Origin of the sequence: Deinococcus piscis (assembly GCF_014653275.1) — a bacterium.
Classification (GTDB): domain Bacteria; phylum Deinococcota; class Deinococci; order Deinococcales; family Deinococcaceae; genus Deinococcus; species Deinococcus piscis.
Window position 1 is genome coordinate 1 of sequence record NZ_BNAL01000023.1, and the last position, 21,420, is coordinate 21,420.

17 protein-coding genes and 1 pseudogene are annotated in these 21,420 nt (G+C 62.1%); 9 read left to right on the forward strand and 9 right to left on the reverse strand.

Translation table 11 applies throughout. The features are described from left to right. Nucleotides 1-194: hypothetical protein (locus tag IE158_RS13595; RefSeq protein ID WP_229839031.1), on the forward strand; the 194-nt coding region annotated here is incomplete at its 5' end. Between the two features lie 208 nt (nt 195-402). Beyond that, nucleotides 403-888 (forward strand): SRPBCC family protein, encoded by a 486-nt coding sequence (locus IE158_RS09225; RefSeq protein ID WP_189643379.1) that lies wholly within the window; start codon nt 403-405, stop codon nt 886-888. A gap of 17 nt (nt 889-905) precedes the next feature. Here IE158_RS09225 and IE158_RS09230 read toward each other — a convergent pair. Further along, a pseudogene (locus IE158_RS09230) lies at nt 906-1,571 on the reverse strand (formylglycine-generating enzyme family protein). A 128-nt stretch (nt 1,572-1,699) separates the two neighbouring features. Next, nucleotides 1,700-4,042 carry a pyruvate, water dikinase gene (ppsA, locus tag IE158_RS09235; RefSeq protein ID WP_189643380.1) on the reverse strand — a complete coding sequence of 781 codons (2,343 nt, stop codon included), beginning with the start codon at nt 4,040-4,042 and terminating at the stop codon, nt 1,700-1,702. Between the two features lie 202 nt (nt 4,043-4,244). Here ppsA and IE158_RS09240 point away from each other — a divergent pair, with 202 nt between their 5' ends. Further along, complete coding sequence (locus IE158_RS09240; protein ID WP_189643381.1) at nt 4,245-5,045, forward strand: pyruvate, water dikinase regulatory protein; 801 nt, start codon at nt 4,245-4,247, stop codon at nt 5,043-5,045. Nucleotides 5,046-5,101: 56 nt separating this feature from the next. Here the strand turns inward: IE158_RS09240 and IE158_RS09245 are convergent, their stop codons facing one another. The 5 genes from IE158_RS09245 to IE158_RS09265 are packed head-to-tail and all read right to left on the reverse strand — an operon-like array spanning nt 5,102 to nt 11,515. Next, the gene (locus tag IE158_RS09245) at nt 5,102-7,192 is read right to left on the reverse strand and encodes an Ig-like domain-containing protein (RefSeq protein WP_189643382.1); all 2,091 of its coding nucleotides are present in this window, start codon (nt 7,190-7,192) and stop codon (nt 5,102-5,104) included. Next, entirely contained in the window at nt 7,192-7,797 is a 606-nt protein-coding gene (locus IE158_RS09250; protein WP_189643383.1) for a hypothetical protein, read from the reverse strand. The genes IE158_RS09245 and IE158_RS09250 overlap by 1 nt, the downstream gene beginning before the upstream one ends. After that, nucleotides 7,794-8,477 carry a redox-sensing transcriptional repressor Rex gene (locus IE158_RS09255; RefSeq protein ID WP_189643384.1) on the reverse strand — a complete coding sequence of 228 codons (684 nt, stop codon included), beginning with the start codon at nt 8,475-8,477 and terminating at the stop codon, nt 7,794-7,796. Before IE158_RS09255 ends, IE158_RS09250 begins: the two co-directional genes overlap by 4 nt. 42 nt (nt 8,478-8,519) lie before the next feature. Further along, complete coding sequence (locus IE158_RS09260) at nt 8,520-9,815, reverse strand: SPOR domain-containing protein (RefSeq protein WP_189643385.1); 1,296 nt, start codon at nt 9,813-9,815, stop codon at nt 8,520-8,522. Continuing rightward, nucleotides 9,812-11,515 carry a tetratricopeptide repeat protein gene (locus tag IE158_RS09265; protein WP_189643386.1) on the reverse strand — a complete coding sequence of 568 codons (1,704 nt, stop codon included), beginning with the start codon at nt 11,513-11,515 and terminating at the stop codon, nt 9,812-9,814. Before IE158_RS09265 ends, IE158_RS09260 begins: the two co-directional genes overlap by 4 nt. A 156-nt stretch (nt 11,516-11,671) precedes the next feature. Between IE158_RS09265 and IE158_RS09270 the strand changes: the two genes are divergently transcribed. The 6 genes from IE158_RS09270 to IE158_RS09295 all read left to right on the forward strand — a co-directional run bounded on the left by IE158_RS09270 (nt 11,672) and on the right by IE158_RS09295 (nt 20,365). Continuing rightward, nucleotides 11,672-12,412, forward strand: coding sequence for an SIR2 family NAD-dependent protein deacylase (locus tag IE158_RS09270; RefSeq protein ID WP_189643387.1), 741 nt, complete (start codon nt 11,672-11,674; stop codon nt 12,410-12,412). Nucleotides 12,413-12,691: 279 nt separating this feature from the next. After that, nucleotides 12,692-14,188, forward strand: a complete 1,497-nt coding sequence (locus IE158_RS09275; RefSeq protein WP_189643388.1) for a DUF512 domain-containing protein — start codon at nt 12,692-12,694, stop codon at nt 14,186-14,188. A 99-nt stretch (nt 14,189-14,287) separates the two neighbouring features. Continuing rightward, a complete protein-coding gene (gene mscL / locus IE158_RS09280; protein WP_189643389.1) occupies nt 14,288-14,689 on the forward strand; it encodes a large conductance mechanosensitive channel protein MscL in 402 nt (133 codons plus the stop codon). A 130-nt stretch (nt 14,690-14,819) separates the two neighbouring features. After that, nucleotides 14,820-17,264 (forward strand): transglycosylase domain-containing protein, encoded by a 2,445-nt coding sequence (locus IE158_RS09285; protein ID WP_189643390.1) that lies wholly within the window; start codon nt 14,820-14,822, stop codon nt 17,262-17,264. Nucleotides 17,265-17,306: 42 nt separating this feature from the next. Then, the gene (locus tag IE158_RS09290) at nt 17,307-18,008 is read left to right on the forward strand and encodes a Crp/Fnr family transcriptional regulator (protein ID WP_189643391.1); all 702 of its coding nucleotides are present in this window, start codon (nt 17,307-17,309) and stop codon (nt 18,006-18,008) included. A 68-nt stretch (nt 18,009-18,076) separates the two neighbouring features. After that, nucleotides 18,077-20,365, forward strand: coding sequence for an endonuclease MutS2 (locus tag IE158_RS09295; protein WP_189643392.1), 2,289 nt, complete (start codon nt 18,077-18,079; stop codon nt 20,363-20,365). Between the two features lie 45 nt (nt 20,366-20,410). On the opposite strand, the gene IE158_RS09300 is transcribed toward IE158_RS09295, so the two are convergent. Continuing rightward, the gene (locus IE158_RS09300; RefSeq protein ID WP_189643393.1) at nt 20,411-20,809 is read right to left on the reverse strand and encodes a carboxymuconolactone decarboxylase family protein; all 399 of its coding nucleotides are present in this window, start codon (nt 20,807-20,809) and stop codon (nt 20,411-20,413) included. A gap of 99 nt (nt 20,810-20,908) precedes the next feature. Beyond that, nucleotides 20,909-21,406 carry an OmpH/Skp family outer membrane protein gene (locus IE158_RS09305; protein ID WP_189643394.1) on the reverse strand — a complete coding sequence of 166 codons (498 nt, stop codon included), beginning with the start codon at nt 21,404-21,406 and terminating at the stop codon, nt 20,909-20,911. Nucleotides 21,407-21,420: the final 14 nt, after the last annotated feature.

Below are 21,420 nucleotides of genomic sequence, written 5' to 3' on the forward strand. Positions count from 1 at the left end.
AAGGGCAGTTGGTGGAGCCAACTGGGGAATTGCAATATGATGCAATCTACACCCGGAAGCTACTTAGCTTCGTCACTATTGTGCCTGTGACCTTACAGACGACTTACCCTGGGGAACTAGGGATTTTAAATTTAGGGCCGCCAACATGCCGTATGGACGCCACCTTGAAACTTATGAGCGCGACTGCCGTGTGAGATCTAATCACAAGAGGAGAGAAATCAAGCCCCACCTCAGACCACCAGAATGTCTTCCAAAAAGAGAGTCCCCTCCACAAAATGGTCGCGTCACTCTGAGTGGACTTCTGTGGGCTCTCCCAATGTGTATTGACTGGGGTTGAGTGTCTACAGAGAAGATCCCAACATCAACCTGCTCTAAGTTGACGGAAGCTCTATGCTCTGCCATATGAAGATCCCCACACTTCCTACGGCAGCTTTCGGGTGGACTGTCGCAACTCAGGAGCGGGCGTTTGCAGAGACCGTACCGGTTGAGTTGTCCACTATTTTTACCGGTTGGGGGCCGCTGCCTGCGGTTGTCGGTACACGGGATCAGACCGGGGCTTGGGATGCAGCGGGGCAGACCCGTACTGTCCTCCTCTCGGATGGCAGTCATGCGCAGGAGCGCTTAACTGCTTACAATGCCGGGCAGCACTTCGCTTATACCGTGACACCGCAGTCAGGGATGTTGAGTGTGCTGGCCCGTGAAGCGCGGGGCAAATGGTGGTTTATCCCTGGTGCAAAGGGAGGCACGGAAATCGTATGGACCTACGACTTCTCGGCAAGGAGCTTATGGAGCTGGTCCCTCCTGCTGGTGGTTTCGCTGCTGTGGGAGTACTACATGCGTCACGCACTCCGTCTCCTGGTCGGGCAGCTAGAGCGCGCGCCAAAGTGACTGCGGCCCAGGAAGGGTCAGTGTCCAGAGCGTGCTACGCGGAATCCTACGTCATCAATCTTGAAGGTGGGGTGGCTCCTGCGCCGCACCGAAGCGCGGCAACTCCAGTGTTCATCGGCCCAGCCGCCGCCGCGGAGCACCCGGTAGCTTCCATACACTTCGGCATCGTAAATGTCCCAGCACCACTCCCAGACATTGCCAAGCATGTCGCTCAGGCCCCAGGCGTTGGCGGCTTTCTGCCCAACGGCATGACTGGAGCCGCCTGAATTTTGGCGGTACCAGGCGATGTCATCCAGTGGCCCGCAGCGAGGTTTGGTCGTTCCAGCGCGGCAAGCCAGTTCCTACTCGGCTTCGGTGGGCAGACGGTAGCCGGTGGAGCCGCGGAGCCAGGTCACCTGCTCCGTTTCCGGGTCAGCCAGATAGACGGGCGTCAGCCCTTCACGCTCTGACAAGGCATTGCGAAAGAGTGCGGCGTCCCACCAAGAGACTTGCTCTACGGGGTGCAAGCTGCCGGTCTGAGCGCTAGGCTGCCGCCCTGTGACGGCCCAGAAATCGGCCTGCGTCACCGGTGTCGGTGCCAGGCGGAAAGGAGCCACATCCACTGTCCAGCGGCGCTGTGTGCGCCGGTCAGACAGCGTGATGGGGCCGCCAAATATCGGCTTCGTGGCAATCAGTGCTGTCATCGTTGGACCATCTGCATGGCTGCACCTTAGCGGGTCTGCCGTGGTACTCGCATCTGCCAGATGGCCTAAAAAAGCCCCTGCTCAGCGCGTGCAGGGCGCGTGCAGGGGCTTTCTTCCTTGGGAGCCGTCTACGCTTCCTGACCTGCCAGGTGCAGCCACGTACTCAGCACGCTGTCAGGGTTCAGGCTCACCGAGTCAATGCCCTGCTCCATCAGCCACTGCGCCAGAGCGGGGTGGTCGCTGGGGCCCTGGCCGCAGATGCCTATGTACTTGCCCTGACGCTTGGCGGCGGCAATCGCCATGCTCATCAGTGTCAGCACAGCCTCATTCTGCTCGTCGAACAGGTCGGCCACCAGACCAGAGTCACGGTCCAGCGCCAGGGTCAGCTGGGTCAGGTCGTTGGACCCGATGGAAAAGCCGTCAAAGTGCTCCAGGAATTGATCGGCCAAGATGGCGTTGCTGGGCACCTCGCACATCATGATGACCTTGAGGTCGTTTTCGCCGCGCCTGAGGCCGTTCCCGCCCAGAATCTCAATAATGCGCTCAGCTTCACTCAGGGTGCGCACGAAAGGAATCATCAGCTGCACGTTGGTCAGGCCCATGTCGTCGCGGACTTCTTTCATGGCCTGACATTCCAGCGCGAAGGCTTCGGCAAAATCAGCGCTGCGGTAGCGCGAAGCTCCCCGGAAGCCGATCATCGGGTTCTCTTCAGTCGGCTCATACGCTGGGCCGCCGATCAAGTGGGCGTACTCGTTACTCTTGAAGTCGCTCAGGCGCACGATGACCGGCTTGGGCGCAAAGGCTGCTGCGATGCTGGCAACCCCTTCGGCCAATTTCTCACGGAAAAAGTCACGCGGGGTCGCGTATCCAGCCGTCTTTTCCTCAATCTGAGCTTTGACATCTGCGGGTACATTCGGGTAATCCAGCAGGGCGCGGGGGTGAATCCCAATCACATTGGAAATCACGAACTCCACCCGGGCCAGGCCCACACCTGCATTGGGGAGCGCCGCAAAGCTAAAGGCGCGGTCGGGCGAGGCGACATTCATCATGATCTTCATGCCGACTTCGGGCATAGCATCCAGCTCCACCCGGTTCAGCTGGAAGTCCAGTTGGCCCGCGTACACATAGCCGGTGTCGCCTTCAGCACAGGACACCGTCACGTCCTGGCCGTCTTGTAACTCGCGGGTGGCCGTGCCCGTGCCGACCACCGCCGGAATTCCCAGCTCACGGGCAATGATGGCCGCATGGCAGGTGCGCCCGCCCCGGTTGGTCACGATGGCCGAGGCCCGCTTCATCACCGGTTCCCAGTCGGGGTCAGTCATATCGGCCACCAGCACGTCGCCGTCCTGCACCGCATCCATCTGCGATACGTCCCTAACCACACGCACCACGCCTGCGCCGATGCGGTTGCCCACGGCGCGGCCTTCGACCAGCACTTCGCCTTGCCCCTTCATCTCGAAGCGCTCCAGGGTCCGTCCGGCGCGGCTCTGGACCGTCTCAGGCCGGGCCTGAAGGATATAGATCTGACCGTCGCGGCCATCCTTGCCCCACTCGATGTCCATTGGCCGGCCATAGTGCTGCTCAATGGTCACGCACTGACGGGCCAGTTCTTCCAAGTCGGTGTCATTCAGCGAAAAAGCGGCTTGCTCGGCGGCGTCCACATCTACCGTCTGCACGCCGCCCTGCTCCGCGTAGATCATCTTTTTCTGCTTGCTGCCACGGGTGCGGCGCAATACGGCTTTTTTGCCCTGGGCCAGTGCAGGCTTGTACACAAAGAATTCATCAGGGTTCACGGCGCCCTGCACCACCATCTCGCCCAGACCGTAGGAGCTGGTCACAAAGACCGCGTCACGGAAGCCGCTCTCGGTGTCCAGCGTAAAAGCCACGCCGCTCACACCCAGGTCGGTGCGGACCATGCGCTGCACCCCGGCGGACAGGGCCACCTCCGAGTGCGAAAAGCCCTGGTGGACGCGGTAGCTGATGGCGCGGTCGTTGTACAGGCTGGCAAATACCAGCCGGACATGGTGCAGCACGGCGTCAATGCCACGCACGTTCAGGAAAGTTTCCTGTTGCCCGGCAAAAGACGCTTCTGGCAGGTCCTCGGCTGTGGCGGAGGAGCGCACGGCCACGTCCACATCGTCACCCAGGCCAGCGTAAGCCTCGCGAATCGCCGTTTCGAGGGCCTGGGGCAACTGGGCGTTTTCGACCCACTGGCGGATTTCCTTGCCTGCGCGGGCCAGTTCAGTCACGTCATTGACGTCCAGCGCTGCCAGCCGTTCATTGATCCGGGTTTCTATGTCGTTCTCGCGCAGGAACAGCCGGAACGCGTCCGCTGTGGTGGCAAAGCCGCCGGGAACACGTACCCCCGCGCCGGCCAGGCCCTGAATCATCTCACCGATGCTGGCATTTTTGCCGCCGACAGTTTCCACATCGGTCATGCGCAGGGTTTCAAAGGGGCGAATCATCTCCATAACGTCTCCTTGAGGTCGGAAGACAGGGGAACATGACGGGCTCGCCTGTGGGCGAAACCTCCATTCCTGCCGTGCACCTGCTGAATTTTGAGTGTGCTGACTCGCTGTCAGTTTAGCCCAAATTGCTGAGACGGTTGGTGCTGGGGTTCAGGATTCTGGGCCGCCGCCTTCTGCGCCCATCTGGCCGCGCTACTCTGGGCGCATGTCACAGCCACGTCAGGTTCTTGTCGTTTCCGACCATACCGGGATCACTGCCGAGAATATGGCCCGCGCCCTGCTGGCTCATTTCCCGGAGGAGAACCTGGCCTACTCCCTGCGCCCCTTCATCGATAGCGTGGACAAGGCCCGCGCCCTGGCCGATGATTTGGCGGCTGGCACCTCCGAACAGAGGCCACTGCTGTTCACCACTATCACCGTGCCTGACGTGTTAAATGAGTTGCAGCGTGCCCCAGCGGTGCATTTTGATCTGCTGAGCCGCAGTGTGCAGCAGCTGGAAGAAGAACTGGGCCGTCCGGCCACCCGGCTGCCAGGCCGCTTTCATGACATGGCCGACCAGCAAGGCTACCTGGGCCGCATGGAAGCCCTGGACTTCGCCTTGGCGACGGATGATGGTGTCGGTGACAAGCAGTACGGTCTGGCCGATGTGATTCTGGTGGGTGTGTCCCGGGCAGGGAAGACCCCGACCAGCCTGTTTCTGGCTCTGCAACACGGTATTCGGGCCAGCAATTATCCCCTAGCCGAAGACGACTTTGAATATGAAACCCTGCCGCGCCCCCTGGAACCCTACCGCAGCAAGCTATTTGGGCTCACCATTGACCCGCAGCGGCTCCATGCGATTCGCACGCAGCGCAAGGCGGGCAGCCGCTACGCCAGTCTGGAGCAGTGCGAGTACGAGATTCACCGGGCAGAGCGGCTATACCAGAAATGGAATATCCCCGTGCGGGATACCACCAGCTCAAGCGTGGAGGAAATCGCATCGGGGATACTGAGTTATTTGAGGTAAGAGGAAGCAGGCCTAATCAGAAAAGTACGAGTCTGCGAATCTGTGTTATTTATTATTTAAGGAGTAGGGGTAGGCTGCTCTTTCTTCCTAGAGACGTAGACGGCATAGTCATTATGTGGGAAATATTCAACCGCGCCGGTAACTAAATCTTGGACTAGGAAACCGGCTGTATACACTCCAGTGCTTGAGAATCCACGTCCGAAGTCAATGGGTTCATTGGGCATAATGACTGCCGAGTTGACAAAGCCGAGTTCTGCTTCACTGCCTCCTGAAGATATGACCCGCATGACACGAACTGGATTGATGCGATTGCCAATCAAAGTCCATTCAGCGGCGCTGGGTGTAAGCTCGCTCTCGGCACTTTCATAGGTGTTAACGATGACCCTGTCAAGACCCACAATCTCGGCAGCTCCACGATCTACCGTGACAGGCATTTCACGAGTATTTTCATTGCCAGCCGCATCGCGGGCGGTCAGGCGCATCACATAAGCGCCATTGGGAAGCAGCGGTTGGCCATCCATCAGAAAACCGACGTTTAGCAGACGCTGGAAGGTTCCTGGCACTGTTGACACAGGAATCTGATACTGGTACGAAGAGGAATTGGATTTGGTTGTACAGTCTGAAACCACTGTAGTGTCACAAGTGAAGGTCAGCAGCGCTGCTGCAATAGCATCACTGTCTGAGATCTGCACAGCCACAGCACTTCTGCGGCTCAATACGGGACGGCTCACGCCTAGTTCGCCATAGAACGCGGGCATAATAATGTTCAATGCCGGCGCTTCAGTAGAACGGACATTGTTAGTAACACTAACTGTGTCTTCTACAGTGCGGGCGAAGTTCTCCCCGGTCAGAGTGACATCCAATGAAGCACGAATGGTGTAATCGGTCACGATAAATTGTGCATCGGTGAAGTCTATCGTCGTAGTGGCCTGCCAGAGGCCCCGACTGGATTGACGCAGTGGCACTGTGCGAGTGGTAACCAATTGCCCGCGCTCATCATAGATTTGCAGGGCAACTTCTTGGGTTGAGAGCGTGACAGGGGTATTCTCTTCCTTGAGCTGCACGGTGATGGTCGTAGGCCCGCGTACCACGGCACCTTCGGAAGGACTGATGATGGTCAAGGTGGGGGCGATATTGTTCTTAACGGTAGTGGTCAGAGTCTCACTAACTCCACGGCGACCATCACTATCGACTGCCACAGCTTTCAGGATCAGATTTCCATCAGGATACTTGGTGGTGTCAATACTGAAAGTGGGATTCTCATTGGTTGCCACGTAGGTGGTAGTGTCCACGATGCCACGGGCATCGGTCACTTCGAGAACAACACGGTCAATATTGGCTCCTGCAGGCAGCCCAGCTGACACCGCTACACTGAGAATATCGCTGTAGGGCGCATTATCCAGATTGTTGATACGGATGACCGGCTTGGGGGCAGGAAGCTCAGTGGAGAAACCCGCATATGTGACGGTCAGAGACTGTGAGGTGACGTTGCCAACCTGGTCGGTGACCCGAATCTCGTAGGTGTAAGTGCCTGCTCCGGGAGGAGTGACCTGAGTATTCAGGGTTCCCTTTGCCTCGGCAAGTAGGGTATCGGCTTGGAACAGTTGAATCTGAGCTGCGCCATGGTCGTCAGTGGCAACTACGCCAACTTGCATAGGAACATCTGTATTCAGGATAAGTGAGCTGCCTGGCTGTACGGCTGCTCCATTCACCATGACACTGCTGATCACCGGCTTGACGGCGTCTACATTGAAGGTGTGCGTAGCACTAGTGCGCTTTCCCTCAGCGTCGCTGGCGGTAACGACTAACGTATGCTGCCCCGCCCTAAGATCGCTCAGTCTAAGTGAAATGGTGCCTTTGATGTCTTCCTGACTGATGCTGCCCCGCCGCTCTTCTGGCTTGCCCTGGTCCAGAATCCACTCTACTGCGGTGACCTTCTTATCGTCAGAAACTCTGATGGGCACATTCACGGAAGTGCCAGTTAGACTCGCAGGATTGGTGAAGGCCACAGTGGGTGCACCATTGCCTACACTGCCAGTGCTACCTGATCCTTGACCAGGCAGGGGCTGACCACCAGTGCAGCTGGCGAGCAAAAGAGGCAAAGTAAAAGCCGCAGCCAACAACTTATTCTGAAAAGGGCTTTTCATTACTTGTCCTCCAGCTCTCGATTGCAAGTTGTGGAAACATCTGCGCGGGTTACAGCTTTACTTATCCAAGGACGCTTTAGATCGTCAAAGCCACGAAAAGTAATGGCCATAGCCAGATTTTCGCATACATCCGTGGTGTAATAAACGCTGTTTAGCTCACTGGTGACACTATCTTTGAGAAAGGCCATACTGTCAGGGAATGCAACTTCTCGTGCAGTGGGGACTTTGTCTTTTCCCGCGCATTGGTCATTGGTGCTGTTAGGGCAAGTGTAGCCACTAGGGATACGGAAAGCTAAACCATCACGGACATAGAGACCGTCGTTGCCTCCAAAGTTCGCTCCAGCACTATCCAACACTTGGACGCTGTAGTCGGTCACAGTTACACCCAGGCTACCAGGAGAAACTGCGAATTTGAGAATAGGTTGGGTGATTGTAGAAGTGTAGCCCGTATAAGCGCCCGTAGTCTTACTGTAGATCTGCGTTAGGGTAATTTTACCTACGCTTCCTATTCCAGGAGTCACATCAGACTGAGATCCAAAAGACCCCCCCTGGCCACACGCCGTTAGACCCACCACCAAAGCCAGACTTATTCCTGCTTTTTTCATATATCCTCCGCCTCTGGCCGGTCAGGTTTGCGTGTGTAGTACGCCAGCCGTTTCATACCTGCCAGAAAATCGACATTTTCTACAGTCACATTATGTCGTTCTGGTGTCTTACTAATTTCTTTTTCATCTTGAAGCTGGGGTGGCCTTAAGACGGTGGGAGCGAAATTGAGGATGCTGTAGATACCGGCCTCGACGAGTTTTTCGGCGGCGGCTTGGGCACGTTCCGGTGGAACGGTAAGGAACGCCATGTCTACACCATGCTCGGCGACAAACTGCGGCAGCTGCGACATATGCCGGATAGGCAGGCCCCCTACAGCTGTGCCGACCACTTTGGGATCAACATCGAAAAGTCCGGTGTACTCGAACTGGTACTCGGTGGCCACTGGAAAGTTGGCAATGGCGTGGCCTAGGCGGCCCATCCCCACGATGACCACTTTCCAGCGCTGATTGAGCCCCAGTACACGGATAATTTCGCGCTTGAGCACCGCCACGGTGTAGCCCTTGCCCCGGGTGCCGTGACGGCCAACATAGGTCAGGTCTTTTCTGACCTGAAAGGCCGTGACTTGTGCCTGCTCGGCCAGGTCGCCGGAGCTGGTGTGCTTGACTTCGTTCAGTTCCAACTCTTCCAAAATGCGCAAATAAGTCACCAGGCGGCTAACCGTGGCAGAGGGAATGGTCATGGATGTGGGGGCCTTCTTTCGGGGGAGGGAGACGGAAGCCGCTTAGCGCAGGCGGAAATGGGCGTACCCGCTGGCGTCCAATTGGGCTTCGGCGCGCGCGACTTCGTCGGCGGCAAAAGGACCAATAATCACACGGACGCGCTCACCTTCGGGGGCATTGACGCTGGGGCTGAAGCCCTGGCTTTGCAGGTCGCTGACGAGCTGCTGGGCCCGGTCAGGCTCGTCGAAGGCTCCCACTTGCAAGTAGACCGGGCCGGAAGCGGCCTGTGCGGGGGGCTTAGGAGCAGGGGCAGGAGTTTGCGCTGCCGGTGGCGAGGGAGCTGGCTTGGGCGCTGCCTGCGCCGGTGCGGGCTGAGCAGGTTTGGGAGCGGCCTGCTGCGCGGGTTGAGGAGTGGCCTGCGCTGGTGCTGGAGCTGCGGGAGTGCGCTGGGCCGGAGTCTGCTGAGCTGGAGCTTGTTGAGCTGGCCGGGGAGCCGCCTGCTGTGCCGGGGCTTGTTGGGCTGGAACTTGCTGTGCCGGTGCCGAACGGGCCGGAGCAGGCGCGGACGATGTCGGGGCCCGCGAGGACGCCGGAGCCGGGGCTGCGGGGCGAGGAGCAGCAGGCGCGGGAGCAGTGGCGCCGGCCCGTGGAGCGAACAGCGACGCTCCTGGATAGACCCGCTGAATATCGGCCAGGGCGCGCTGGGCTGCGGCAGAGTCGGCAAAAGGGCCTACTTGCGCCACCACCTGATCACCCAAGTCAATTGAGTACACCGTGTAGCCGAGGGCCGCCACATTGGCTGTCCGGTTCACGGCGTTGGCCGTGGAGCTAAAGCCCCCCAGGCTGATGCGGTAGTCGCTTCGGGTCGGCACCCGGTCTGCGCTGGCCGGTACGGCACCGCCTGCCCGTGGGGTGACTGCGGCGGGGGCAGCTGCTCCACTTTCAGGGGGTGTGGTGTCTGGCGTTACTGCCGTTGGAGTTGTGTCGGGAGTGGTGGGGGTAGAGCTGGCCTCTTCGCCTTCACTGTCTGTATCGGCACCGTCTGTATCGGCGGGGGTGGGCGCTGTAACGGCTGGTGCGGGCGTAATCGTGACTTCCTCCGTTGGTGTGGCGGAAGCTGTGTCCGCATCCTCACCGTCACTGTCCTCGGCCTGGGTCGCCGTGGCCTCTGAGGTTGTGGCAGGCGTGCCGGGCGCAGCAGGAATCTCAGGCGGGGCCTCTACTTGGGTGGTCTGCTTGACCTCAGTCGTGGTGCGCTTTTGCCCGAACAGCAGGGCGGCGAATCCGATCAGCAGGGCCAGCACCACCAGGCCGATCAAGATATCGGGGAGACGGTTGCGGCCTTCCAGTCGGCTCATTTCAGGGCTCCTCTCGCGGCGGTGCTGCCCAGGGCAGCCGCCGATTTGAATGCAGTACGCGCTTCAGTGGCCTTGCCAGCGGCGCGGCGTGTCAGGCCCAGCAGATACCAGGCTTCAGCGTCGCTGGGCGTCTCGGTGACCAGGCCCAGCAGCAGGGCTTCGGCCTCGGCGGTGCGGCCACTGGCCAGCAGGGCTGAGCCCAGGTTGCGGCGGGCCAGCGGGGTGGGGTCCAGGCGGACGCTTTCGCTGAGGGCCTCGGCGGCGGCAGCGTAGTTCTTCTGCTTGTACTCGCTCAGCCCCAGCCAGAGCAAAGTCTCAGCACTCGGCAATTTGCCTGAACTGGAGCGCAGGGCCGTGCTGGCGCTGGCGTAGCGGGCGCTGCGGTAGTCCAGCAACCCCAGCACCATCTCAGCGCGGGCCTGCGTCACAGGTGAAGCTTCCAGCTTGAGGGCCATACCGGCGTCACGGCGGGCATCGGCGTAGCGTCCCAGCCCCAGCCGCAGCACCGCCAATTCGGTTCGGTAGTCGGCATTGTTTGGCTTCAGCAGCGCGGCCTCGCGGTAGGCGTGCAGCGCCCCCTGAGCATTGCCTGCACGGTGCCGCAATTCCCCGAGCAGGGCAAAAGCGGTGGCATCGCTGCGGTCCAGCTTCACACTCTGTTCAGCGGCGGTCAGTGCGGCGGCGGGCTGACCCAGGGTGCTCAGCAGTTGGGCGCGGCGCAGCAGTAGCCGGGCCTGCTCAGGAGCCGCTGTGACGCCCGCAAGGGCACTGTCCAGCTCGCTCAGGCCGCGCTCCGGCAAGCCCTGAGCCGCATAGATGTCGGACAGCAGCAAAGCGGCGTCGGTCCGGGTGCGGGCATGGCTCAGGGCGTCGTAGGTGCCGGGAAGCGCCGCGGCTCCTTCGCCGGTCAGGGTCTGCACCTGAGCGAGCCGCAGGGTCAGTTCGGCGTCACCAGGGGCCAGGCTCAGCATCTCTTCTAGGGTTTGGCGCAGTGCCGCGTAGTCGCGGGCGCGGCTTTGCTCGGAGGCCAGTGCTTGCAGCACGTACAGCCGCGCATCTTCGCTGACCGACGTACGGGCCAGTTCGGCTGCCTTCCCAAAGTGGGTCAGGGCTTCGGGGTATTGCCCAGCTTGCACCGCCAGTACCCCCAGGTTGTAGGGGGCTTCGTAGCGGTCAGGGGCCAGCTCTGTCAGTTGTCCCAGCTCAAAGCGGCCAGCTTCAGTCTGCTCCTGGGCCAGCAGCGCCAGGGCGAGGCCGAAATGAGCTTCGGGGTGGCGGTAGTTCTGAGAAATGATCTGCTCAAAGCCTTGCTGGGCCTGCGCGGCGTTGCCCTGCTCCAGAGCGGTATAAGCGGCCTGGAGAGTGCTGTTCTGTTCAGGGGTCAGCGCTGGGGCCTGTGCTGCGCTCGCCTGATTGGCCACAGAAGGCTGCGTCGCAGAACCCTGGAGTGCAGGAGCAGAGGGTGCTGGGCTGGAGGGCTGAGCTTCGATGGCTGCAGCCGCCTGTGCAGATGGCTGGAGAATGGCGTCCAGGCGTTCGCTCACCTGCGGAATCACGCTGGGGCTGGGGCCGCCGACACTGTTGAGCGTATTGGAAATGCCTATGGCCGCAGACGTGTCAATCAGGGTCTGTGCGGTAGCGGTGCCCCACGATGAGGCACCGAGGGCCAGGGCCAGAGTTAGAGATGGGGTTACCTTCATGTTGTACGCCTCCTGTGGCTGTTAAACGGCCCCAGATTACCATCACTGCATCACAAATCCATGAAGGAAATTGGACTTGCAGCCCTGAGCCTGGCTGCCTCACTGCTGTGAGGGCAGCGTCACTTGGACCTCCGCCAGATGCCCTACCCTGGACGTATGGACCTTGCTGCTGCCCGCACTGCCCTGCAAACCGCCCACCGCGTGGCTGTGCTGACCGGCGCGGGCATAAGCGCCGAGAGCGGTATCCCCACTTTCCGCGACGCCCAGACCGGCCACTGGGCCCGCTTTCGTCCCGAAGACCTCGCCAGCCCCCAGGCGTACGCCGCTGACCCGGAGTTGGTCTGGGCGTGGTACGCCGGGCGCTACCGCGACGTGCTGGCGGCTCAGCCCAATGCAGGTCATCATCTGCTGGCCGAGCTGGAACGGCAAAAGGGCGCAGGGTTTTTTCTGGCAACTCAGAATGTGGATGGGCTGCATGCCCGCGCGGGCAGCGGGAGCCAGGGCGGGACCTTGGTGGAGCTGCATGGCAATCTCGGCCTGGCCCGCGATGAAGTGACCGGTGAAGTGTGCCCGCTCCCCAGCCCCGCCGAGCTGACGTTGCCGCCCCGCTCATCTGCTGGGCACCGGATGCGCCCACATATCGTGTGGTTCGGAGAATTTCTGCCTGAGGACGCCCTGAACGCCGCTGGGCAGGCTTTTGCGGAGGCCGAGGTGGCCCTGATTATTGGGACCAGCAGTCTGGTGTATCCGGCAGCAGGCCTGGCGTTCGAGACGCGTCAGGCGGGCGGCCAGGTGATCGAGGTCAATCCGGAGCGCACCGAGCTGACCCCGTATGCGAACTTCAGTCTGCGCGAAACAGCGTCGCGGGGCCTGGCGTTATTGATGGGCGTGGACTGATTGGGTCAGTTGGAAGGCGCAGGCAAGGCGCAGGCCACCCCATTCCAATGCAGCTCACACCGCCCTGAGCAAGAGGCTTCTATACTTTCCCGATTGTATGGCCGCCCGGCAGCTGACAAGCTCTGTCCGAGAGAAGCTGGAATGAGGTGGTGGCCTGGCCCCCTGCGGCTGCGCGTCCTATCCCAGGTGCGCCCTAAGCAGCATCTGGCTCTGCTTTCCTCACTTCCGCCTCTGTGCCAGCAGGTGCCCGCTGGCTGCCGACCCTGAAAGGAGCCCCACATGACGGCTCAAATGAATCTCCCCACACTGCCGGAAACCGAAATTTTTCCCGCCCGCATCAAGGCGCTGGAGGCCGGTGGTGCTGCCGAGATGGCAGGCGTGCGCCCCGGCGATATGCTGCTGCGGATGAACGGCCAGGCCGTGACTGACGTGCTGGCTTACCGCCGCATCTTGACCGAGGGCGATGTGGAGTTGCAAGTAGGCCGCCCCGCCGAGCTTCAGCCCGCGCCATTTGGGATGCCGGGTATCGGGCGGGACAAGACCTGGCGTCCGGTGGGTCAGCCCCCGCTCCCTGAATTTGAGCAGGTCTGGACGTTTACCGTCAGCTGGGAAGACCCCGGCATCGAGTTCGAGGACGTACTGTTTGACGGCATCAAGAAGTGCGCCAACAAGTGCGATTTTTGCTATGTCCATCAGATGCCCAAGGGCTTTCGCAAGAGCCTGTACATCATGGACGACGACTACCGGCTGTCTTTCCTGTTCGGCTCGTTCGTGACGATGACCAACCTGTCGGAAGCCGACGTGCAGCGCATCTTGGATGAAAACCTCTCGCCGCTGTACGTGTCGGTCCACACCACCAACCAGGAGCTGCGCCAGGACATGATGAACTGGTGGAAGCTGAAGGTGAAAGATGAAGCCTCGGTGGACATCAAAGGCATGATCGAGCGCCTGAGTGACATTGACCTCTATACCCAGGTGGTGCTGCTGCCAGAGCGCAATGACCGCGAGGAGCTCGACGGCACGGTGGAATACCTCGCCAGCCGTCCCAATGTGATTTCGGCGGCGGTGGTGCCTATCGGGCTGACCGGACACCGCAAGAATCTGGCGGATGTGCGGACCTTCACCCGCGAGGAAGCCCGTGATACCATTGCGCGGCTAAATGTCTGGCGGCGGCGGTTCTTGGCCGAAAAAGGCACCCGCTTTGTCTTTCCCAGTGACGAGTTCTACCTGCTGGCGGGCGAGCCGCTGCCCAGTGAGGAAGAATATGAAGGCTTTCCCATGCTCGAAAACGGTGTGGGCATGGTCCGTGACTTTCTGACCGAGGGCGTGCCAGCCGACCTGCCCGCTGCCTTACCGCAGCCGATGAAGGTCATTTTGGGCACCGGTAGCCTCTTTGCCGAGACGCTGGACCGGGCGGTGGAGCCGCTGCGGGTCATCGGGGGGCTGGAGCTGGAAGTGCGGGCTATTCGCAACGTCACCTTCGGAGAAGTGACCAGCGTGGCGGGCCTGCTGACAGGCCGCTGCTTTCGCCATGGCATCACGCCTGGCGAGGCCGACCTGCTGCTGGTGCCGCCCACCACACTGCGCTACGGCACCGAGCTGATGCTGGATGACCTGAGCCTCACCGAACTGCGCGCTGACCTGAAGATGGACATCCGACCCGGCGGCTCAACCCTGGGCGAGCTGGCCCGCGTCATTCTTGAAGGCGCTCAGAGCAGCGGTCCCCAGTGGGGCATGAGCGCCCACGCGGTCAAAGAAGAGCGTGGCCGCGCCTGAGCTGTCAGGCCGAGTACCTGCTGAGGCGCAATATTCGAATGTGACAATCATCACCAGGCTTACATCCTTCTGCCAGAGAGGTGTGACATATTCACGGTTATGCTTAACGGTTTCCGAGATTTTATTATGCGTGGCAATGTGGTTGACCTGGCAGTTGGTGTGGTCATCGGCGCTGCCTTCAACAATCTGGTCACGGCGTTCACCAAAGCCTTTCTGGACCCCCTGGTGCGGCTGGCAGGCGGCGGCGACGTGGCCGGTACGGTGGTACTGCGTGCGGCCCAGGGCGCCCAGGAGGCCATCGTGCTGGATTACGGCTCCTTTATCACTGCGCTGATCAACTTCCTGCTGACGGCTGCGGTGCTGTACTTCTTTGTGGTCCAGCCTATGAACCGCCTCAACGAGCGCCTCAAGCGCACCGACAAGCCCGCCGTGGCCGAGCCCAGCAACGAAGAGAAGCTGCTGGCCGAAATCCGCGACGAGCTGCGCCGCACCCGCGTCTAAAGCTGACGCTCCTTCCTAAGCCACCCTGCCGGGGTGGCTTTTTTGTGGCCCGCACCGCACACATCTGTTTGCAGGTGTCCCCTTGCCCCTTTCCCCCAGCTCTCACCATGAGCGGCTAAGCTGGGGAAGCATGCGTTCCGTCTGGCTCCGTCCCCTCTTAGGTTTTCTGGCTGCCGCCGTGCTGCTCCTGCTGGCAGCGGTCGGCGTCCTCTACGTGGTCTGGACCCGCGACCTGCCCAGCATTGGGGATGTGGATCTGCTGGCCCTGGGCGGTGAGACCCGTGTCTATGACCGCAAGAATCGCCTGATCGGTGTACTGACGCCCAGCCTGAGCAGTGGCGCACTTGCCAGCGGTGACCTGCTGGAGTTGGGCGAGATCAGTCAGCCGCTCCGCAAAGCTGTGGTGAGCAGCGAGGACCGGCGTTTCAACACCCACCGGGGTCTGGACGTCATTGGCATCAGCCGGGGGCTGCTCAAGGGGCTGTTTCTGGGTGACCTGGAAGGCGGCAGCTCCATTACCCAGCAGCTGGTCAAGAACACCCTGCTGGGCGACCTGAACTCCGAGCGCACCCTGGAACGCAAATTCAAAGAAGCCGTGCTGGCTTACCGGGTCGAGAAGAACTTCAGCAAGCAGCAGATTCTGGCCGCCTACCTGAACGTGGTGTACTGGGGCAAGACCGAGCGGCGTTCCATTGTGGGCATTGACCAAGCGGCACACGCCTATTTCGGCAAGCCCGCCTCCGAGCTGAACCTGGCCGAAAGCGCGTACCTGGCTGTTCTGATTCCCGCGCCCAATTCCCGCTACCAGAAGTTTGAGGAGTTCAGACCCCTGACCCGTATTGTGCTGGACCGCATGGTGGAAGATGGCAGCGTGACCCAGGCGCAAGCGGACCAGGCCTGGCGTACGCCTATCTACCCGGCGGGCTGGCGCATCGGGTGGAATGCCGACGGCACGGTCCGCAGCGCCAAGCTGGAGAATCCAGGGCGGCTGGAAGAAAACCTTCCCGCGCAGGCACCGCAGGTGGCCTTTCACTACTTGCAGGCGGTGGAGCGTGAATTGGTCGCGCAGCTGGGCCGCAAAGAAGCCTACGCCAGCGCCAAGATTGTGACCGGTCTGGACCTGGAGGCCCAGCGGGCCGCCGAGCAGGCCGCCCGTGACGCCGAATTGCCTGAAGGGGCCACACTGGGCATGGCGTTCGTGGACCCGCAGACCGGCGAGGTCACGGCCATGGTCGGGCAGCAGCTGGACGGTGGTCGCCCCGCCGACTGGGACAACGCCACGCAGTCGCGCCGGCAGGTGGGCAGCTCGGTCAAGCCCTTTGTGTATACCCTGGCCTTGGCACAGGGTTGGCAGCAAAGCGATACGGTGCTGGACGCTCCACTTGAGGGCGAATATCAGCCCAAAAACTATGATGGCCGCTGGCTGGGCTACCCGGTGACGCTGCGCTACTCCCTGGACCACTCGCTCAACCTGCCTACGGTGCGGCTGGCACAGGAGGTGGGCGTCAGCGAGCTGGAAGGCAAGCTGACCGAGCTGGGCTTCGGGGTGCAGCCAGATCTGGGCCTGAGCCTGAGCATCGGCACGCTGGAAGCCAGTCCCTTGCAGGTGGCGTCGGCCTACGCAGCCTTCGCCAATGGAGGGCTTTACCGTCCCGCCAGCTTTGTGCGCCAAGTGGTAGATGAGCATGGCAAGGTGATTTACCAGCGTCCCGAAGTGCCTGCCGTGCGTGTGTGGGACGAGCGCACTGCTTATCTGGGGCTAGATATGCTTAGGGGGGTGGTCAATGACCTCTCGGAAGCTCAGGGTGGCCTTGCGACCCGCGCCCGCATCGAAGGCTGGCCGGTCGGGGGCAAGACCGGCACCACCAACGACATCCGCGACCTGTGGTTTGCGGGTGTGGTGCCCGGTATCGCGGGCGCTGTCTGGGTGGGCCGCGAGGACAACCAGCCGCTACCGGCCTGGGCGTACAGCGGAACGGTGCCCACACCCATCTGGCAAAGTGCAGTGCAGGGCTTGCTGGCGGGCCGTAAGCCACAGGACTTCCCTGTGCCGCAGGGCATTTCCTTTGCCACGGTACGGCGAGTTGAGATGGCTTTTCTCAGTGAGCAGCTTCAGCAAGCAGGCGCTCCAGTTGCCCCGGCGCCCTCGGCTCCTGCACGCCCTCCGGCGACCCCGGCCCCGGCACCCGCACCCCGTACGTCTGTGGCTCCCCGCACCTCTGAGCCGGCTCCAGCGCCCGCCGCACCCCCTGCGCCTCCGGTGGCCGAAACGCTGGAGGTTCCCGCTCCGGAAGCGGCTGAGCCGGTGCCCGAAGTGCCCGCCTTGCCCCAGGAGCCGGGGACTGTTCAGGAGGAGGCCGCGCCGCAAGAACAAGTGCCGCTGCCTGACTTGAGCGGTGTGCAGGAGGAAGCGGCCCGCGCTCTGGAAGAAGCCCGGCGCGCCGCTGAGGAGAATCTGAGGAACACGGTGCAGCAGGGGACCGATCAGGCGGCTGATGAACTCCAGCGCACCCTGGACCAGGCCCGCGAGCAGTTGCAGCAGCTGCCCCAGAGCGTGCCGCAACCTGCGCCCTGAGCAGCGCTCGAAAAGAAGAGTCTGGGACGGTACATTGGGGCCATGACCCTACAGGACCAGTTGCGTGAGAACCCACTTCTTGGCGGTGTGACAGAGGAAACCCTCCGGGAAGTGGGGCGCGTGGCGGTGCCCTATCACTTTGATGAAGGCGACGTGCTGCTGTTCCAAGACCGCGACGGCGAACTGATGCATCTGCTGATCTCCGGCGCGGTGCGGGTCAGTCGGCTGGGCAGTGGGCAGCTGGAGCGCACAGTCAGTGAGCTATACGCCCCCAACCTGGTAGGTGAAAGTGCCCTGTTGCTGGGTGGTGAGCGCAGCGCCACCGTCACGGCCACGCTGCCCAGCCGCACCCTGGCCCTGCACCGGCCCCACCTGGAAATGATTGCGCGGCGTGACCCCACACTGCTGTGGAATCTGGCCCGCATTCTGGCCGGGCGGGTACGCGAACTGAACGACGAACTGATTGCCTGCGGTCATTCCACTGACGCGGCCCTGACCCATGTGATGCGCAGCCTGTACAGTCAGCGCCTGCGGGCGGGTTTGCCCGACGCCGCCGCCTTGCCCCTCACGCACAGCGATCTGATGGTGCGGCTTTCGGCCAGCCGCGAGACCGTCTCGCGGGTGCTCAAGCGGTTTCAGCAGCAGGGCATTATTCGCGTTGGAGACGGACGGCTGCATCTGCTCCGGCCTGCGGCCCTCGAACACTACGAGCCACAAGAGGAGCCGGTAGAACAAGGGGACTAGAGGTTCTCCACTCAAATAAGCCATTTGGCACAGCCGCTGCGGTAGGGGCGCTGCTAAGATACCGGGCGATGTTTGCTGACGCTGCCCTAGAAGCCCTGGATTTCCCCCGTGTTCGTTCGGCGCTCGCGCAGCGTGCTGCGACGGGGCTGGGCGTGGAGCGTGCCCTGGCCCTGCGTCCCAGTGACGACGCTGGCCGCATTGCCCGCGAGCTGGACGAAGTCGAAGATGCCCTGTTCGGAGTGAGCCTGTCGCTGGGCGGGATTTTTGATATCCGCGAGTTGCAGGCCCGCGCCGCTGAGGGCCGGGTGCTGGCGGGCAGTGAGCTGCTGCAAGTCGCTTATTCGCTGGACGGAGCCATGACTGTGCGCCGCGCCATCCAGGCCAATTCGCGTGGGCCGCTGCGTGAGGTGGCGCTGGGCCTGGGCGACCATTCCGAGCTGGTCAGCCGCTACCTGTCGGCCCTGACCCGCGAGGGCGAACTGCGTGACGAGGCCAGCCCGCGCCTGCGCGATCTGCGTAGGCGCATTGAGCCGCTGCGGGGCCGCATCCGTGACCGGCTTCAGGCCAGCCTGGAACGCTGGGCCGACGTGCTTCAGGAAAATATCATTACCCTGCGCCGTGACCGCTATGTGCTGCCAGTGCAGGCCAGCCGCGTGGGTCAGGTGGACGGCATCATCGTGGATGCTTCGGCCACTGGGCAGACCTACTTCGTGGAACCGGCGGCTGTCACGAGCCTGAACAATGAACTGACCCGCCTGCGCCTGGACGAAGAAGCCGAAGTGCGCCGTATCCTGACCGAACTGTCGGCGGTGCTGGCCCGCGACGCTGCTGTCCCCATGACGCTGGACACCATTGCCGAGCTGGACCTGATCGCCGCCAAGGCTGCGCTGGCCCGCGACTGGCGGCTCAACCGCGCCGAGCCTTCGCCCGCAGGCGTCTATGACCTGCGGGCGGCCCGGCATCCCCTGATTGAAGGTGCTGTTGCCAACGACATCGCCCTGGGCGACACGCAGCTGCTGCTGATTACCGGCCCCAACATGGGCGGCAAGACCGTCACGCTCAAGACGCTGGGCCTCGCTGTGCTGATGAACCAGTGCGGGATGTACATGGCCGCCGACCACGCCGAGCTGCCCGTGGTGCGGGACGTGCTGGTGGATATCGGGGATGAGCAGAGCATCGAGGCCAGCCTGAGTACCTTCGCCAGCCACTTGCAGCACCTGCGCGCCGTGCTGGAAGCGGCGGGCCCCGATACCCTGATTCTGGTGGACGAGCTGGGCAGCGGCACCGATCCGGAAGAAGGCGCGGCCCTCTCGCAGGCCATTATCGAAGGGCTGCTGGAGCGCAATGCACGCGGTATCATCACCTCGCACCTGGCTCCACTCAAGCTGTTTGCCCTGGAAACGCCGGGCCTGAAAAATGCCAGCATGGGCTTTGAGGTTGCTACGCTTTCGCCCACCTACCGCCTGCAAGTGGGGCAGCCGGGCCGCTCCTACGCGCTGGCGATTGCCGGGCGCATGGGCCTGCCGCCTAGCGTGCTGAGCCGCGCTGAGGAAGTGCTGGGACCAGAAGCCAACCTGATGGAGCGGATGCTGGCCGGGATTGAGCAGGAGCGCCGCGAGCTGGCCGCGCAGCTGGAAGCAGCCGACGTGGCCCGCCGTGAAACTGAGGCCGCGCTGCTCAAGGCCCGGCGGGAGCACGACGAACTCGAAACTCGACGCGACGAACTGCTGGCTGAGGCCGCGCAGAAAGCCGAGGCGCTGTACGCCGACGCTGCCGAGAACGTGCGCCGGATGCGCCGCCGCGCCCAGGACGCCGAAGCTCGCCCCCGCGTGATGCAGGAGTTGCAGGGTCTGCGCCACGCCGCCCAAAAGGCCCGCCCCCGTCCCCGTGTGCAGGAAGAAGTGCGCGGTGACCCTATTCAGGTGGGCAGCGATGTCACGGTACCTGCTTACGGTGCGTCTGGGCAGGTGCTAGAAATGCGTGGCGATCAGTTGGTGGTGCAACTGGGCCTGATGAAAGTGTCGGTACGCCGCCGTGACGTGCGGCTCAAGCAGCCCGAAAAGCAAAAAGGCGGTGGTCCCCGCTTTACTGGCACCGTGCGCAAGCGGGCCTTTGATAAGGAAATCCAGCTGCGCGGCCTGGGCGTGGCCGAGGCCGAAGAGGAACTGCGTCAGGCGATTACCGAGGCGTCCGCCCTCAAAGAAACTCCGCTGCGGGTGGTCCACGGCAAGGGGCAGGGGGTGCTGCGCCGGCTGCTCCGCGATTACCTCAAGACCGACAAGCGGGTGGAGAGCTACCACGATGCCGAAGCCAATCAGGGCGGGCACGGCGTGACCATCGTGAATGTGAAGGTCTAGTCACCCAGCACCCCAGCGAAGGACAGTAGCCCAGCAGGGGCCGCGTTACTCAGGCTGCTCAGTGCGCTTTTCGGGGCGCTTTGCCTGTTTGGCCTGCAACTCTGCCAGTTGCCCGAAGGCCGCGACCACCCGGGGAAAGCCCAAGTAGGGCACGCAGAACAGCAGGGTTTCGCGGACTTCTTGTTCGCTGGCTCCGGCCCGCAGCGCACCGCGCAGGTGGGTTTGCAGTTCGCTGGGACTGCCCAAGCTGGTCAGCAGGGCGCAGGCCAGCAGTTCCTTGGTCTTCAGGTCCAGGCCAGGGCGCTCATACACCGTGTCATAGGCAAAGTCGCGGATATAGGCCATCAGATCGGGGTCCAGGGCGGCCAGACGCTGCAAGATGCGGTCTTCCTGGCCTCCGAAAATGGCGGCGCGTGCGCGGGGGTCAGCTGGAGAATCTTCCATGCCTTACTAAAGCATGGGCCTCAGGTGGACAGGGAGCTGGTGGCCTCCCCAACAAAAACCCCCGCGCTTGGCGGGGGAATTCAGAAGCGGCGGATACCGTTATTTGACTTCTTTAAGCACGGCGTCGGTCAGATCGTTGTTGTTCTCGGCGAACACGACCAGGCCCTGTGCAGCTACCTTGCGGTCCATCACGATGCTGTAGCCGTTGGCTTTGGCGACTTTGGAGATGGCAGCGTCCACCGAAGTTTCAATAGGAGCCGACTGCTGGGCAATCTGCTTGCCATACTCCTGGAACTTGGAGTTGAAGGTGGTTTCCAGCTGGGTCAGTTGCTGGCGCTCGGCGGCGGTGGCCTTGTCACCCTTTTCGGCGATGGTGATCATCTGCTGGCGCAGGCCACCCAGTTCGGTGTTGGCTTTTTGCTCGATGGCCTTGACCTGCGTGTTGACGGCACCAGCCTGAGGATGAGCGGCGAAAACACGGTCTACATCAACAAAGCCGACCTTCTGTGCTGGCGTCTGGGCGCTAGGAACAACGGTAGCGATGGCGACGGCGGCAACAGCGGAAAGGGGAAGCAGGACCTTGGCGGCTTTATTCATGCCTGCAAATTATC

What these genes read in the sequence shown, in the direction of transcription:
- IE158_RS09295 (WP_189643392.1), top strand. Translation starts at nt 18,077, where the DNA reads ATGTTTGCTGACGCTGCCCTAGAAGCCCTGGATTTCCCCCGTGTTCGT.
- IE158_RS09265 (WP_189643386.1), bottom strand. Translation starts at nt 11,515, where the DNA reads ATGAAGGTAACCCCATCTCTAACTCTGGCCCTGGCCCTCGGTGCCTCA.
- IE158_RS09300 (WP_189643393.1), bottom strand. Translation starts at nt 20,809, where the DNA reads ATGGAAGATTCTCCAGCTGACCCCCGCGCACGCGCCGCCATTTTCGGA.
- IE158_RS09225 (WP_189643379.1), top strand. Translation starts at nt 403, where the DNA reads ATGAAGATCCCCACACTTCCTACGGCAGCTTTCGGGTGGACTGTCGCA.
- IE158_RS09285 (WP_189643390.1), top strand. Translation starts at nt 14,820, where the DNA reads ATGCGTTCCGTCTGGCTCCGTCCCCTCTTAGGTTTTCTGGCTGCCGCC.
- IE158_RS09275 (WP_189643388.1), top strand. Translation starts at nt 12,692, where the DNA reads ATGACGGCTCAAATGAATCTCCCCACACTGCCGGAAACCGAAATTTTT.
- mscL (WP_189643389.1), top strand. Translation starts at nt 14,288, where the DNA reads ATGCTTAACGGTTTCCGAGATTTTATTATGCGTGGCAATGTGGTTGAC.
- IE158_RS09305 (WP_189643394.1), bottom strand. Translation starts at nt 21,406, where the DNA reads ATGAATAAAGCCGCCAAGGTCCTGCTTCCCCTTTCCGCTGTTGCCGCC.
- IE158_RS09255 (WP_189643384.1), bottom strand. Translation starts at nt 8,477, where the DNA reads ATGACCATTCCCTCTGCCACGGTTAGCCGCCTGGTGACTTATTTGCGC.
- ppsA (WP_189643380.1), bottom strand. Translation starts at nt 4,042, where the DNA reads ATGGAGATGATTCGCCCCTTTGAAACCCTGCGCATGACCGATGTGGAA.
- IE158_RS09290 (WP_189643391.1), top strand. Translation starts at nt 17,307, where the DNA reads ATGACCCTACAGGACCAGTTGCGTGAGAACCCACTTCTTGGCGGTGTG.
- IE158_RS09270 (WP_189643387.1), top strand. Translation starts at nt 11,672, where the DNA reads ATGGACCTTGCTGCTGCCCGCACTGCCCTGCAAACCGCCCACCGCGTG.
- IE158_RS09260 (WP_189643385.1), bottom strand. Translation starts at nt 9,815, where the DNA reads ATGAGCCGACTGGAAGGCCGCAACCGTCTCCCCGATATCTTGATCGGC.
- IE158_RS09250 (WP_189643383.1), bottom strand. Translation starts at nt 7,797, where the DNA reads ATGAAAAAAGCAGGAATAAGTCTGGCTTTGGTGGTGGGTCTAACGGCG.
- IE158_RS09245 (WP_189643382.1), bottom strand. Translation starts at nt 7,192, where the DNA reads ATGAAAAGCCCTTTTCAGAATAAGTTGTTGGCTGCGGCTTTTACTTTG.
- IE158_RS09240 (WP_189643381.1), top strand. Translation starts at nt 4,245, where the DNA reads ATGTCACAGCCACGTCAGGTTCTTGTCGTTTCCGACCATACCGGGATC.